Annotated in this window: 16 protein-coding genes; 8 read left to right on the forward strand and 8 right to left on the reverse strand. The window is 36.0% G+C overall.

Annotated features, from left to right (window positions below):
• A partial coding sequence (locus ACQKN2_RS10750; protein ID WP_427414963.1) for a hypothetical protein occupies positions 1 to 240 on the forward strand: 240 nt, incomplete at its 5' end.
• On the opposite strand, the gene ACQKN2_RS10755 is transcribed toward ACQKN2_RS10750, so the two are convergent.
• Positions 237 to 1,925 carry a methyl-accepting chemotaxis protein gene (locus tag ACQKN2_RS10755; protein WP_427414964.1) on the reverse strand — a complete coding sequence of 563 codons (1,689 nt, stop codon included), beginning with the start codon at positions 1,923 to 1,925 and terminating at the stop codon, positions 237 to 239. The genes ACQKN2_RS10750 and ACQKN2_RS10755 overlap by 4 nt on opposite strands.
• Positions 1,926 to 2,228: 303 nt before the next feature.
• Between ACQKN2_RS10755 and vrrA the strand changes: the two genes are divergently transcribed.
• Both vrrA and ACQKN2_RS10765 read left to right on the forward strand, forming a co-directional pair.
• The gene (gene vrrA / locus ACQKN2_RS10760; protein WP_427414965.1) at positions 2,229 to 2,768 is read left to right on the forward strand and encodes a VrrA/YqfQ family protein; all 540 of its coding nucleotides are present in this window, start codon (positions 2,229 to 2,231) and stop codon (positions 2,766 to 2,768) included.
• A 72-nt stretch (positions 2,769 to 2,840) separates the two neighbouring features.
• Positions 2,841 to 3,809 (forward strand): 4-hydroxy-3-methylbut-2-enyl diphosphate reductase, encoded by a 969-nt coding sequence (locus ACQKN2_RS10765; RefSeq protein ID WP_427414966.1) that lies wholly within the window; start codon positions 2,841 to 2,843, stop codon positions 3,807 to 3,809.
• 41 nt (positions 3,810 to 3,850) lie between these two features.
• Here the strand turns inward: ACQKN2_RS10765 and ACQKN2_RS10770 are convergent, their stop codons facing one another.
• Together ACQKN2_RS10770 and ACQKN2_RS10775 are read right to left on the reverse strand one after the other, a co-directional pair.
• A complete protein-coding gene (locus ACQKN2_RS10770) occupies positions 3,851 to 4,552 on the reverse strand; it encodes a response regulator (protein ID WP_427414967.1) in 702 nt (233 codons plus the stop codon).
• A gap of 237 nt (positions 4,553 to 4,789) precedes the next feature.
• Entirely contained in the window at positions 4,790 to 6,370 is a 1,581-nt protein-coding gene (locus ACQKN2_RS10775; RefSeq protein WP_427415063.1) for an ATP-binding protein, read from the reverse strand.
• Positions 6,371 to 6,482: 112 nt separating this feature from the next.
• On the opposite strand from ACQKN2_RS10775, the gene ACQKN2_RS10780 reads away from it, so the two are divergent.
• From ACQKN2_RS10780 to ACQKN2_RS10790, 3 genes are all read left to right on the forward strand, one after another.
• Positions 6,483 to 7,532, forward strand: a complete 1,050-nt coding sequence (locus ACQKN2_RS10780) for a TRAP transporter substrate-binding protein (RefSeq protein ID WP_427414968.1) — start codon at positions 6,483 to 6,485, stop codon at positions 7,530 to 7,532.
• A 341-nt stretch (positions 7,533 to 7,873) separates the two neighbouring features.
• Positions 7,874 to 9,139, forward strand: coding sequence for a dicarboxylate/amino acid:cation symporter (locus ACQKN2_RS10785; protein WP_427414969.1), 1,266 nt, complete (start codon positions 7,874 to 7,876; stop codon positions 9,137 to 9,139).
• A gap of 202 nt (positions 9,140 to 9,341) precedes the next feature.
• Positions 9,342 to 9,878 (forward strand): tubby C-terminal domain-like protein, encoded by a 537-nt coding sequence (locus ACQKN2_RS10790; RefSeq protein ID WP_427414970.1) that lies wholly within the window; start codon positions 9,342 to 9,344, stop codon positions 9,876 to 9,878.
• A 191-nt stretch (positions 9,879 to 10,069) separates the two neighbouring features.
• On the opposite strand, the gene ACQKN2_RS10795 is transcribed toward ACQKN2_RS10790, so the two are convergent.
• Positions 10,070 to 10,762, reverse strand: a complete 693-nt coding sequence (locus ACQKN2_RS10795; RefSeq protein WP_427414971.1) for a stalk domain-containing protein — start codon at positions 10,760 to 10,762, stop codon at positions 10,070 to 10,072.
• 383 nt (positions 10,763 to 11,145) lie between these two features.
• Between ACQKN2_RS10795 and ACQKN2_RS10800 the strand changes: the two genes are divergently transcribed.
• Positions 11,146 to 11,325, forward strand: coding sequence for a hypothetical protein (locus ACQKN2_RS10800; RefSeq protein ID WP_427414972.1), 180 nt, complete (start codon positions 11,146 to 11,148; stop codon positions 11,323 to 11,325).
• A 65-nt stretch (positions 11,326 to 11,390) separates the two neighbouring features.
• On the opposite strand, the gene ACQKN2_RS10805 is transcribed toward ACQKN2_RS10800, so the two are convergent.
• Together ACQKN2_RS10805 and ACQKN2_RS10810 are read right to left on the reverse strand one after the other, a co-directional pair.
• Positions 11,391 to 12,152 carry a PhzF family phenazine biosynthesis isomerase gene (locus ACQKN2_RS10805; RefSeq protein WP_427414973.1) on the reverse strand — a complete coding sequence of 254 codons (762 nt, stop codon included), beginning with the start codon at positions 12,150 to 12,152 and terminating at the stop codon, positions 11,391 to 11,393.
• Positions 12,153 to 12,312: 160 nt separating this feature from the next.
• Entirely contained in the window at positions 12,313 to 12,480 is a 168-nt protein-coding gene (locus ACQKN2_RS10810; protein WP_427414974.1) for a PhzF family phenazine biosynthesis protein, read from the reverse strand.
• A 375-nt stretch (positions 12,481 to 12,855) separates the two neighbouring features.
• Here ACQKN2_RS10810 and ACQKN2_RS10815 point away from each other — a divergent pair, with 375 nt between their 5' ends.
• Positions 12,856 to 13,356: an amino acid oxidase gene (locus tag ACQKN2_RS10815; protein WP_427414975.1), complete on the forward strand. Its 501-nt coding sequence runs from the start codon at positions 12,856 to 12,858 to the stop codon at positions 13,354 to 13,356.
• Positions 13,357 to 13,474: 118 nt separating this feature from the next.
• Here ACQKN2_RS10815 and ACQKN2_RS10820 read toward each other — a convergent pair whose 3' ends face one another.
• Complete coding sequence (locus tag ACQKN2_RS10820; RefSeq protein ID WP_427414976.1) at positions 13,475 to 14,011, reverse strand: NADPH-dependent FMN reductase; 537 nt, start codon at positions 14,009 to 14,011, stop codon at positions 13,475 to 13,477.
• A 206-nt stretch (positions 14,012 to 14,217) separates the two neighbouring features.
• Positions 14,218 to 14,466, reverse strand: coding sequence for a DUF2164 domain-containing protein (locus ACQKN2_RS10825; protein WP_323647226.1), 249 nt, complete (start codon positions 14,464 to 14,466; stop codon positions 14,218 to 14,220).
• Positions 14,467 to 14,601: the final 135 nt, after the last annotated feature.

A 14,601-nucleotide genomic window follows, 5' to 3' on the forward strand; every position in this document is an offset into this window, starting at 1 on the left:
TGTTTTATCTGTGCGAAAGCGAAGCGTCAGCAACAAATGTTTTATCTGTGCGAAAGCGAAGCGTCAGCAACAAATGTTTTATCTGTGCGAAAGCGTAGCGTCAGCAACAAATGTTTTATCTGTGCGAAAGCGAAGCGTCAGCAACAAATGTTTTATCTGTGCGAAAGCGTAGCGACAGCAACAACAAAGCGCCCAGCCGGAACGGAAATCAACCACTCACTTTGCCGATGCGCCTCTTAAATTTTAAATTTATTCATTTCTTCCTTCACGGACACCGCTTCTTCACTTAATGCCTTTGCAACAGCATTAATTTCTTGAATGGTCGCAGTTTGCTCTTCTATTGTCGATGCTATTGTTTCAGATTGTAGTGCAGTATAATTGGAAGAAGTGGACATTTCATTGACCGATGCTGCTATTTCTTCAGTACTTGCAGAAATTTGTTGCGTAGAAGCAGACACATCCTCGATCTGAGATGTCATATCACTAATTGCTTTTAAAATTCCTTCAAAAGCATTCTGGGCATTCTGAATAAATGTGACACCCTCATCTACATTCAATACAGTTACACTTACAGCCTTTTCTACTTCCTTCGTTTCTTGCTGAATAAGTGCTATTACATCCACTATTTGATTGGCAGATGCTTTGGATTCCTCTGCTAATTTGCGTACTTCATCTGCCACGACCGCGAAGCCTTTACCATGCTCTCCTGCACGAGCCGCTTCAATCGCAGCATTTAGTGCTAGAAGATTTGTTTGCTCCGTAATCTCAGTAATTACTTTCGTAATATTAACGATTTCAGCTGATTGTGTGCTTAGCTTTTTAATACGTTCATTTGTTGCATAAGAAGATTGTTGGATAATCGACATTTGGTCTTCTGCGACATGCAACGTTTTTTCACCATCATTTGCAATAGATTGAGTGTCGACTGCTTTAGAATGAAGCATTTGAGTTGCCTCTACTATACGTTGAACACCTTGGGCAGTTTCATCCATTGCGATTGAACTTTCGCGACCAGTAACCGCCGCTTGGTTGTCTCTAATCGCCATTTTCTCCACAAGATTTGCAATATCATGAGAGGAATTTGAAATTTCATCTGTACTTGCTGCTAACTCTTCAGCTGCTGATGTTGTATGCTCAACATTTGCAGTCATGCTATGTATTAATGAATGTAAATTAGACTTCATCAAATTAAAAGAATCTGCCAAATCTTTCATTTCATCCTTCGTTCTAACTTCGATATCCTTTTGGCATAAGTCTCCTTTAGCAATTTCCTTTGCTGCAGAAGTTAACTTATTAACAGGAACAACGATGGAACGTACAAATAGTATCCCAACTACTACACAAATCATTAAAATAATACAGAACATCCATAAGAACCACTGCTTATTATCATCAATAAGCTTTTCAACATGTGCTAAAGAATTTTGCGTGTCTGTAATGTTTTCTTGTTGAAACAATTCTACTTTGTCATTAATCTCAACTGATGTAGTATCAAATTTCAGCATTATTTTATTTCCTAGCTCAGGCCCTCCTTGAATATAACTATGAGCCATTTTCTGACCAGAACTATAATACTCATCAAACGCTACTTTAATCGCATCTAATTTTTCCTGCTCTTCCGGATGCATTTTTTTCACTTGTTCCAAATTTTCATAAAAAATTTTGCTATATTTTTCTGCTTGCTCAAATCCATCATCTAAATTATTGAGTGCTCTTGTGGCACTAATATCCGTTAAATACTGCTGAACCTGTACAACTGCTAACTTCATTTCATCTGCTAATAACGTCGTTTGAAGTGTTTTTTCTTTTATCAAATGTACTTGCTCTAGTTGGGATTTGGCATTTTGTTGCTGAAAAATCCCCATCACTAAAACTAATACGACGATAAGACCAAACGACACTATACTTCTCACTTTAATTGTCACAGAATACCCCCTATTTTTGTCTAGTAACTTCAAAATCATCTTTTTGTAATGTAATGATTTACCAACAAAACATTATACCCTTCTTATCGATCGAAAAAGTGAAAAAATGTGTAGTTTTCAAGAATTTTTTACCACTTATTGACTACATATAAAATAAGAAAACCTGACAGGATATAGTGAGACACATTTACAATCGCCCTAGTTATTTATTTGAGCGTGTCGAACGCTAGCTTACCCATCTGCATATCATATTTATAATCAGGTATGTCATCAATGTTAAATCACTATTGAAAGGAGATCGTTATGGTATTTAGACCACAGTTCCCGATGTATCCTGGTGGCATGAGAATGCCCATGCAAATGCCTATGCAAATGCCGATGCAAATGCCAATGCAAATGCCTCCACAGATGTCACCACAGTCCTTTTTCCCGCCTGGAGGCTTCCCAAATCAACCACGAATTCCGGGTGGCTTTCCAATGTCTAGTGGAATAGGATCATTTGGAGGACAAATGCCAATGCCATCCATGCAGGAACCTTCAAAAATTGGTTCATTTCTGCAACAGGCGAACAACTTATTTAACTCAGCGAAAACATATACGCCTTACATTCAGCAAGCAATGCCAATGGTGAAAAATATTCCGTCACTTTTAAAATTGTATAAAGGATTTCAAGGTCTTCCTGCTGCAGGAGCTGCCGCGGGGGCTGGAGCAGTAGCAGCTGAAGCAGCGGCTAGCGGAGGAGCAGGTTCTACTAAAAGTCGAAAAGCGTCTCGACAAAATGCATCATTAGCTCCTGCTGACCCACTTCCATCTAAGCCCCGTATATTCCAGCCGCCTATGTAGATGAGGTTTCTTTGTATTCGCCCTTCCTGTCCGTTATAATGTAGATAGGTAAGCTTGAAAGGAGTCACAACCATGCAAGTATTAAAAATTAATCCACGTGGCTATTGCTACGGTGTAGTTGATGCGATGGTCATCGCTCGAAACGCCGCACTCGATAAAACATTACCAAGACCTATCTACATTTTAGGTATGATTGTGCATAATAAACATGTCACGGATGCCTTTGAAGCAGATGGCATCATCACATTAGATGGCGAAAATCGTTTAGAAATTATTGAACAAGTTGAAACTGGCACTGTTATTTTCACAGCGCATGGTGTTTCACCTGAAATTCGTGAAATTGCGAAGCGAAAAGGCTTAGTATCCATTGATGCTACATGTCCTGACGTAACAGTTACACACGATTTAATTCGTGAAAAATCATCAACTGGCTATGATATTATTTATATCGGTAAAAAAGGCCATCCCGAGCCAGAGGGAGCAATTGGCGTTGCACCAGATCATGTGCATTTAGTGCAATCATCCACTGATATTGATGCATTAAATTTAACGAATGATAAATTACTAGTAACGAATCAAACGACGATGAGTCAATGGGATGTCGCTCATTTAATTGATAGTTTAAAAGAGAAATTCCCACATATTGAGGTGCATAAGGAGATTTGTTTGGCAACCCAGGTTCGTCAAGAGGCAGTTGCACAGCAAGCGGGGGTAGCAGATTTACTTATTGTTGTTGGTGACCCAAAATCCAATAACTCAAATCGTTTAACACAAGTGTCTGTTGAAATAGCAGATACGCCATCATATCGAGTTGCAGACGTTTCTGAACTAAAAATTGAATGGTTAAAAGGAATTAATACCGTCGCTGTCACTGCAGGGGCGTCAACGCCAACACCAATTGTAAAAGAGGTTATTTCATTCCTTGAGCAATTCGATGAAAATGATGAATCAACACATAGCATTAAGCGTACAATTACATTAGATAAAATTCTACCTAAAATTAAAACGCCAAAGCCTGTTGATAAAATTATGCCTTACTAACTGAAAAATCCTGATTGTCTGTTTTGACAATCAGGATTTTTTTATTTACTAAAATAATAGTTAACCGGACGACCAATGCCACCATAATGCACATCCATCGTAATTTCCTCTTGCTTCTCTAAATAATCCAAGTATCGTCTTGCTGTTACACGTGCAATACCTATACCACTGGCAACTTCTTCGGCCGATGCCCCTTCTACAGATTGCAAATAGTGCACAACCTTCTCAAGTGTTGCACGATTAAAACCCTTAGGTAGACTTTTTTCCGACCTTACGAAATTTGTTTGCTGAACCTCATTATGCCCATCATGATAATGGAATAATTGATCGAGCTCGCCCTGTGTTAACTCACGCTCTGTTTGTATTTGCTTTTTGAAGCGTAAATAATTTTCAAGCGTGCCTTGCACTCGTTCAAATGAAAAAGGTTTCATAATATAATCAAAGACGCCAAGATGCAGGACCTGTTTGACAGTTTCCAAATCATTAGCAGCGGTTACCGTAATTACATCTACCGGTAATTCAAGTTCACGAATTTTTCGTAAGCTGGTCACTCCATCCTGTTCTGGCATGAAAATATCCATAAATACTAATTCTGGTTTAAGTTTTCGAATTTGAGCAATCCCCTCTACTCCATTTGAGGCTTGTCCAATTACTTCAAATCCAGCTATCTTTTCGATAAATTGACGATTAACTTCTCGCACCATTGGATCGTCCTCTATTAATAAAACCTTTGTTTGTGTCACTGTTAGCCCTCCATACACTCTGTTCTATCTCTATATGTGTAAATTTTTAACTTAAGGAAGCTATCTAAGAGAGCGTCACATTGTTCCCATAGAATTTCTCGCTTCTACTTCAACTATAAATACTTAAATCCTTAACTTTCCACTTTCTAGAACGTCAAATGAACTCCAAGTAGTCGCCCAGTCTCTTTACTCTAATCAAAAAACAAATGTTACCCTCAGCCTTTGGTGATACGCCTATTAAGTATGGTAAAAAGTTATTAAAAAACTTGTTCCCTTATTTGCATCACTTATTACTTCAATTTCTCCCTTTCCTTTCTGTACAATTTCTTTTATTAAATAAAGTCCAATGCCTCGACCTTTTTTCTCTTTTGTTGAATAACCGTTATCAAAAATATGTGATTTTACTTCATTTGTCATGCCTATACCATTATCCGTTACTAAGATTGCCAGTACATCCTCATCTTCATCAACAGAAACATGGATCATTTTTTCTGTAATTTGTACATCCCTTAGTGCATCAAAAGCATTTTCGATTAAGTTACCAAATAAAATAACGAAATCATGATGGTCTAAATTGTTAGGAAATGTTGTCAAACGGCTTTCTCTGTCAATCTCCAGTATGATCCCCTGCTCTTTCGCATAGGAAATTTTACTTAGTAATAGCCCTGAAATATTTTCATTTTTAATCCGTTCATTTAAAAAGTTTGTAATTTCATCGTGTTCTTCTTTTACTTGCGTTAAGTACGATAGTGCTTGTTTATGATGTCCAAGCTGCAAAAGACCAGCAATTGTGTGCAATTTATTTTTATGCTCATGTGTTTGTACGCGTAATGCTTGTACAAATGCCTTCACACCGGTTAATTCCTCTGCAAGCTTTTTCACTTCTGTACGATCCTTAAACATAGCTACAGCGCCAACCGTTTTTCCATTAACTTGTATAGGAATACGATTACTCATAATACTGTGATCATTAATATAGAGCTCACGATTGAAAATAGGTTGATCTAGCTCCAAAATTTCCGGTAATCGTGTATCAGGTAATACATCAAAAATTTTCTTCCCAATTAATGTTGATGGTTGTTTATGTACACCTAATATTTCAGATGCTTTTTCATTAAATATTGTGATGGTCAATTCATTATCTATAGCAATAATTCCTTCATGCATCGCGTTAAAGGTTTCTGTTCGTTCTACATACATTTTAGCAATTTCATGAGGCTCAAGCCCAAACATTTGCTTTTTCATATGAAGGCCTAACGTATGAGCCCCCCATGCACTAAAGAAAAGAGACAATAAAATAGTAATCATTAATTCTGTTTGAATCGATTGTAGTAACTCCGCAACAGTTAAAACACTATAGCCTGCTACTACTACACCTATTTGTCTTCCTTCCTTACTCATAATCGGAACGAATGCCCGTAGCATATCTCCATGTTTACCATGTGCGATGGATGTATAATAATGCTCAGAGAACGCTGCGTTTAGATCACCTGATTGCGAGACTTGCCCAATCTCTTCTGCATTTGGATGTGAGTACTTGCGCCTTTGCATATCAAGGACAACAATATATTCTGCACCATTTATATCACGTATTTCTTCCACTACAGGATTAATGTGTTTCGTAGCCTCATTAAAATTATTATTTGCAATGTACGTTTTCAGCTCAGGAAGCTGTGATACGGTTTTTGCCACGAGTACAGCCTGATTTCCAAGCTTGTCCTTTTGTTCATTCATGACATACCCTAGCAAAAATGTACCACCTATACTAAAAGAGAGCATGAGAATAAAAAAAGTCAAAGACATAATTTTTCTCTTCATCGATAATTTTTGAAATTTCAAGATGTCCGCCTCCCTCTTACTATATTTTAGCTTACTCCATATGTTAGAATAACAAAAACATCAGAAAATACGAAAAAATTGGGTGTAATAGATGAAAAAATTTATTATTGGAACAATAGTAACCGTTTTACTATTAACGATAGCGATTGGTGTTCAACAAGGCTTACTATTCTCCAAGCCTCTTCCTTATGACGATGAGCAAAAAGGCTTGGATACACAAATTACAATTCATTTAAGTCATGTGGTAGCTGAGAATACTCCAAAAGGACAAGCGGCAAGTAAATTCGCCGAGCTTGTTGAGAAAAAAACAAATGGTGAAGTGAAGGTACACGTCTACCCAAACTCTTCCTTGTTTAATGATGAAAATGAGTTTCAGGCTTTGCAAAATGGAGAAGTAGAAATGATTATCCCTACTTTTTCAAAGATGACATCCTATGTACCAAATTGGCAGGTTCTTGATTTACCTTACCTTTTTAATACGGATGATGAAGTCCACAAAGTTCTTACAGGTTCGATTGGTGAACAGTTGTTAAATGAGCTTGAACCTTTTCATATAAAAGGACTGGGCTTTTGGCATAATGGCTTTAAACATTTAACCTCTGTCAATCACCCGATTCATACATTTGAAGACTTAAAAGGCTTACGAGTCCGTACAATGCCAAGTAAAACTCTTGAAAAGCAATTCGAGGCTGTTGGGGCTACACCAATTCCAATTTCCTTTAGTGAGGTTTTTACTGATTTAGAATCAAATACCATTGATGCGCAGGAAAACACAGCATCAAATATTTATTCTAAAGGTTTCTATAAAGTGCAGAAGCATATGACCTTAACTAAGCATGGCATTTTAGGATACGCTGTTTTAATTAATGATAAGTTTTGGGAATCTCTACCTCCGAAAATTCAAAAACAAATTATGGAGGCTATGAAAGAAACAACAGACTGGCAATTTGAACAGGCTATAGAAATGAACGAAGAAGATTTGCAAAAACTTGAGCAGCAAGATAACTTTGAGATTTATACGATGAGCGATAAGGAACGGCAACGCTTTAAAGAAAAACTAGCACCTGTCTATGATTTTTATAGAAACAATGTACAAAATAACGATGCTTTATCGGAAATTGAAAAAATTGTTTCCCCTTAGAGTAAAACTTTAACTTCTGTATGCCGAGGCATACTTGATTCAGAAGCGTTTTCTTCACTGCCCGTTTAATGCGGGAATACTTTTGTTCATTAATGATGAAATCCTCACTTACGTGGGGATTTTTTTCTTTTGTATTATAATAGATTCTAAAATTACAAAACTACTATAAAACAGCTTCAAACCCTTACTATCACTAATTTTATCGACTCCCTAACTAAAAATGAACAAAATGAACAATAGAAACATTACGGTCATAAAAGCTATTGTCGGAAAATTTCAGCTATGATAACCACATGAAAGCGTTCACATAATATTCATAAGTAGTGTAAGGGGAGAACTTTATGCATATAAATTTTAAAAACTTAACTGTACAAGTACTGATTGCCATTGTGCTAGGTATTATTGTAGGTGCTACGTTTCCAGAGTTCGGAGCGCAGTTGAAAATATTAGCAGATATTTTTATTAAATTAATTAAGATGTTAATAGCTCCTATCATTTTCTTAACAGTTGTTATTGGAATTGGTAGTATGGGCGATGTAAAAAAAGTTGGTAAAATTGGCGGGAAAGCATTAATTTATTTTGAGATTGTCTCTACTTTCGCACTAGCGATCGGCTTAATCGTTGTCAATATTGTACAACCTGGTAAAGGATTTAATACTGCAGCTGCCAACGGTGCAGATGTTTCTCAATATACAGAGGCGGCAGCAGCTACAGAACATGGTATTGATGCATTTATTATGCAAATTATACCTGATAATGTTGTCGGCGCACTTGCAAATGGAGAGTTATTACCTGTTTTATTCTCAGCTGTTTTATTCGGCATAGCTGCTGCTGCTATTGGTGAACCAGCTAAACCAGTTATTACATTTTTCGAACGAGTAGCAGATATCTTCTTTAAAATTGTTAATATGGTCATGAAGGTTTCCCCGATTGGTGCATTTGGCGCTATGAGCTACACAATCGGAAACTTCGGTCTTAAATCACTTGGAAACTTAGGATTTTTAATGTTATCCGTGTATATTACAATGTTTATTTTTATCGTAGTGATCATAGGTCTTATTTCACGTTACTTCGGGTTTAGTATTTTTAAGTTTATTAAATATATTAAAGATGAAATTTTTATCGTTATTGGGACATCATCATCAGAATCTGCACTGCCTTCGATGATGCGCAAATTAGAAAACTATGGATGCTCGAAACAAGTCGTTGGTCTTGTCATTCCAACGGGGTACTCCTTTAACCTTGATGGTACGTCCATTTACTTATCCATGGCAGCTATTTTTATCGCACAGGCTTATGGAGTTGATTTAGATGTTTGGCATCAAATTACATTGCTTGCTATTTTAATGCTAACATCTAAAGGTGCAGCCGGTGTAACAGGCTCAGGCTTTATTACGCTCGCAGCAACATTAGCAGCATTCCCTATGATTCCAGTAGAAGGGATTGCACTTTTAATCGGGGTCGACCGCTTTATGTCAGAGGCTCGCGCCGTGACAAACTTAATTGGTAACGGTGTAGCAACTGTTGTCGTTTCAAAAATGGAAAAAGAATTCGATCCAGAACAAGAAAAACGTGCTCTTGCAGGAGAAGTCACAACTCAATCATAAAAATGAAGGCTGACCGGACGTGAGAATTTCACATGTTCGGTCAGCCTTTTTTATTGTTATATCTTATTGATTCCTATTCAATTACTATGTATTTTACGAATTTTTTTTGTGATTCAACGCCCTCACTGTTTATCAAAATTTTGTTAAAGGTGAAACCTGGCGTTAAGCTTCCCCGTATAGTAAGTAGATTGGAGGCTTTTTTATGACTACATTTACCCTTACCTACCCAAAAGCTTTCGAAAGCTTTGCAAATATCCCTATTGTGAATGAGCAAAATGAGACGGTTTGTGTGCTACAAAAGGTTGAACGTTCATCCGTTGGAAAAGTAATCAACGCTGTCATGCTCGTTGCTGCACAACAAACATTGCCACATCGCTATGAAACATGCACTACTTTAGGGGCACCACTTTTTCAAGTGCAATTTACACCTTTAACAAAGGGTGTTAGTCATCAACTTATTATGCCAGATGGATCCATTTTACAAATAAAACGGAAGACGGTTCAATTACTTGAATCCTCCTACTCCTTTTCATTGGATGGACTCGCTTTTCGCTTTGAAAAGGATTTTACTTCAACCGCCTATTTATATTGTAATGATGAAAAGATCGCAAGCGCTAGTACTATAGAAACTGAACTTGTGCGTACTGGAATATCTTTTAAACTTTTTAACTCTGACGATACGCTCTTTGTTGCTTTGCTAGCAACTCTGTATCAGGCTTTATTCTCAATGAGTAATTAGTAGGCTCGCACTTTACTACAATAAATGTTGGGGAAAAGGTCACTGTCTTGTTGGGTTGAAATGAAGTTTCGATATAACTTGATTTGCGAGAAAAGAAGAATCTGTTTTTGAAAAAAGTTCAATCGTATAAAGGAACTCCCTTATAAAAACTTCTTTTAAGTTTCAGATTCTTCTATATTTACTTTGTTAAATTATTGAATAAATTTAGGATTTAATATACCTAAACCACTGCCTTCCATTTCAAACTTCACTTTTGAAGCACCTTCTAAATTAACATTAACCTTTACCTTGTCTTTTATCGATCCACTATCATAAATCAATTTATTATCTGCGTAAATTTTCATAGAACCTATGCCGAAAGAACCTGCCACTAACTTTTTAACTGGTGCTAAATACGTTTCAAACCCTTTGTACTTTCCATTAGCTAAGTATTCAACTGTATGATCTTGTACAGCCCCTCCACCATGATATCCACCAAGTTGATAGGATTGTTCAAACTTCTCTCCAGTACTAATCACAATAGAGCTTGGGTTATGGAAGAAGTGGTCTTCATCACTCCCAATCGGTTTTACATCTTTTAAAGAGATGAATTTTGGAACATCACCAATATAAACGGATTTTGATTTTCCATCCCATGTCACTTTTTTCCCTAAAGATTCAGCAATAAAACGCATTGGAACATAAGTAGTACCTTCATAAATAAAGCCAGATTGACCCTCTGGTGGTTTTTTTCCAACCTTATCTACATAGTAATTGATTGTATCTTGAAATACGCTAATCTTTTTCATATTGCTCGCTGCTTCCGTTGTTGAGAAGTAAGTAAAGGTTAAGCCTCCTAATATAAAAAAGCCTAAATAACTTGTTACTATAAGTAGTTTTTTCATATAATCACTCCTTAATATATATAGTTATATGTAATTATACCAAAAATTACATACTATATTTCAAATTATTAATCAACTATTGACTATAGTGGAATAAGAAGAAATTCTGCTTATCCTCACAGGATTATTAAGTAATCTTTATTCTACATATTAGATTTCAATGACTATTCAACAAGTATGATGTATGACTTCGAAGCCTCTTAAATGTCGATTGATATGATTCATAAAAGCTAGTGATTATATGTCTTCCACTACTGCTAGAATCATTCAATATATTCCGGAACACGAAATAAATTCGCTTTGTTTTGACCATTTTATGCCGTCCTTCTAAAAAAGGAGTACACTAAATAGGTAGAAATACTATACTTTCGGAGGCATTCAAAATGGATACAAAAGCTGCAGACATTAAAAATTTAATGACGCTAGATCTACTTGTTCAAATTCTAGAGGAACGCGGTATTATGACAGATAGGGAATTAAAAGAACGTCTCACTAATAACGTTAAACTTTCCTCTATGGATGCAGATTTAAAAGAAAAAGTCATTGAACAAATAAAACATTAATGGCATGGATGCATATCAAAAAGGGCCGCTTCCTCAGCAATAAAAATACTATAAGCGGCACCTTTTTAAATATGCACTTGTATTTCCCTCAAATGTACAGCCGTTCCTGTAATCGAAATATTCAATTTCCCCGCATCTTTTTTTACATGTACATGTACACGCCCATCCTTCCCAAGTTCCTGACCCTGTTCTACAGTAAGTGTTTTTGGCAATTGGGCTTCCCGATCGATATAATTTGCAAAATATGCTCCCATAACACCAGAGGCAGTACCTGTAGTTATATCTTCAATTGTTCCAGAATAAGGTGATGAAAAGTGTCTTGCGTGCATATCAACATTCCTATCAATTGCCTCTAAACAAAAAGGATGCAAGGATGCTTTTGGCATTTCTTCTAGAATAGCTGGAAAATCTACAGATTGCGGCGTCATTTTGTCAAAGTATGATAAATTTTTAATAGGGATTAGCAATGTCCAAATTCCTGTGCTTCCATAAACTATCGGTAATTCAGGATGTATTGCTTCCTCTGTTAGTCCAATTGATTGGGCAAGTTTAGATCTTGAACCGTTAAAGGCTTCAAACTGAGGTGTTGCATGTTGCATGGTGATGTAAATTCGTCCTGCTTTTTGTTCTTTTATCTCAATTGTGAGAATTCCTGCCTCCGTTTCAATAGTTAGTTTTGATTTATCTTCTAGTAAACCTTTTGTTTTTAGTGCATATATCGTTGCCATTGTTGCATGTCCACATAAATTCATCTCATGCCCTGGTGTGAAATAACGTATACGTAAATCTGCTTTATCCGATTTTAGCGCAAAGGCAGTTTCAATCAATTATGCCTCGGCATAATTGCGTCCGGAATCGGCTTTGTGCTTAGGCCTGCGTGATGCAGGTCAGTTAGCCGTTATCGCATGGATGCGATGTTTTTAGGCTAACATCCTATATTGAAATCCTTTCCGATTCCGTGACATCCGCCGGAGGCTTTAACTTCTTTTAGCGGGTGTCCAAACACCCGCTAAAGAAGTTAAAGCCTACTTGCTTAGCAATAGCCTGCATTTCTATTTCACTATACTGATCTCCCTCAACGACAACACCTGCTGGATTCCCCATATTAGGGATCGTGCTAAACGCATCATAATGATGGACAGTAACCATTTTCATATACTTTTCCTTCCTTTATTTAAGTTTTGGCATTCTTAGTTTGTTTTTGTGTCACACTAGACTCCAATCCTTTTTCTTTAATATCCAATTCACTTGCATTAATGGATACGAATTCCATACAGAAAAGTTCCATTATTCTTAAAATGATGAAGTGATTCTAAAATATCCCCTTTTATAAAAAGGATTAGCACAGAAGCATTTAGCAACGCTAAACTACCATAAAAATACCTAATCAATCATGCATCGACATAAAAAACGAAACAAACGCAACGATACCATTAAGAAAAATGATAGCACAACAAATTTTTTGGGAATATTTGTAGAATGATAATATATAATATAAGAACAGTATTACTAAAAAAATGGGGAATCAATTTGAAGAAAATTTTATTCATATTAATTTTGTTATTATTGGTTGCATGTTCAAATGATGAAGTTAAATATGATGGAGCACCTTTAAAAATTGCTGTAGTTGGTGATATTCCTGAATTACATAACGAAAAAATTCATTTCGAACCAATTTCATTAGATGAATTTAGTGAAGATACATTGACTATTTCAACAAATTTTGATGCTGTAATGATAACACCAGTGATGTTTGAAGAAGCATCAGATGATAAATTTGTTAAAGTTTATAAAAATTCTAAAATACCTTTTATTTTTTTTGATTCAACAAAACGTAATTTGCCATTTACAAACGAAGGGCTTACCTATGAATCAGCTCATTGGGAAGCATTAAATAATGGTTCTCATACGACAATTTATTTATCTAATATCGATGCAAATCGCGAAGATGCTTGGTACTTCTATTTAAAAGGTGAAAAAGAGTTAGATATCCTTTACAAAGAGATTTTTCAAAAGATTGAAACGTTATAAAGGTAGATTTTTATGTATTTGCCACTTGAAAACCTGCGTATTTACACAATAATCCAATAAAGCAGAGCCAAATAAAAAAAGCAATATGCACTCCTTACTGTACATATTGCTTAAGCTTTTATCGAATTGTTTTTAATGCTGTTGCCCAAGGGATAAGTTGATCAAGCATTTGATTTACTGAATCTACTTGCATTTCCTTTGGTTTAAATACTGTACCATTTTCGAAATCTGTAAATAAAGATAAAGCAGGATGTACGCGAACATCCGCTACTAATAATTCACCAAGAATTCCGCGCAAATGTTCAGCTGCTCTTGCACCACCAACAGAGCCGTAAGAAACAATACCTGCGGCCTTATTATTCCATTCCACGCGTAAGTAGTCTAATGCATTTTTTAGTGCACCCGTAATGGAATGGTTATATTCTGCAACGATAAAAACAAAACCATCACATGCAGCGACTTTTTGTGACCATGTAGCTACTCCTGAAGCATCTCCACCAGGCTCGCCTAGAAGTGGTAATTTAAAATCCGCGATATCAATAATTTCATACTCTGCATCACCACGTTTTCCAGCTACTCCCTTAACCCATTCGCCCACTTGTGGACTTAAACGACCTTCACGCGTACTCCCTAAAATAACCCCAATTTTCAACATAATATTCCTCCTTCATTCATCCCTCAAATTGTGACCGAATCATTCATTTGAACTAAAAACGGTTCTCTTAGCCATGTTGTACAGGAATGCGTTTCTTTATTCAATACAAAGATGGTTAATGAAACCATTGTTTTTTACTTCGAATTAAATTATCTTCAATCCAAGATAAAAGTATCATATATTTATGAAAATTTCCAATTATTTGATTATTTTATTTTAATAGGTCTTTCTAATGCCGCAAGTTCATCCTCAATCGATGCATATTGTCTTTCTACAACATATTTTGTATCCGATATAGCTGCATTATAAATATGTGGAGCAATATTTTCCTTTATAAAATCAAATACTCTTTCTGCTTCAAATTCTGAAATATCCTCATCTCGATTATTGTAGAAAAATCGTTGAATATCAGCTATTATTGTTTCCTGTTGTTCTTTTGTTAAACGAATAAACATTAAAAAATGCTCCCCTCACTACAATTTATACTCACCTATCATAACACTCTAAAATTAATCCATGCATATACAAAAAGACTGAATTATATTAACTATAGCCTTTGTATAGAGTTGAAAAACAAAATGCACAAAAAT

The organism is Lysinibacillus sp. NPDC093688, assembly GCF_050280145.1.
Classification (GTDB): Bacteria; Bacillota; Bacilli; order Bacillales_A; family Planococcaceae; genus Lysinibacillus; species Lysinibacillus xylanilyticus_B.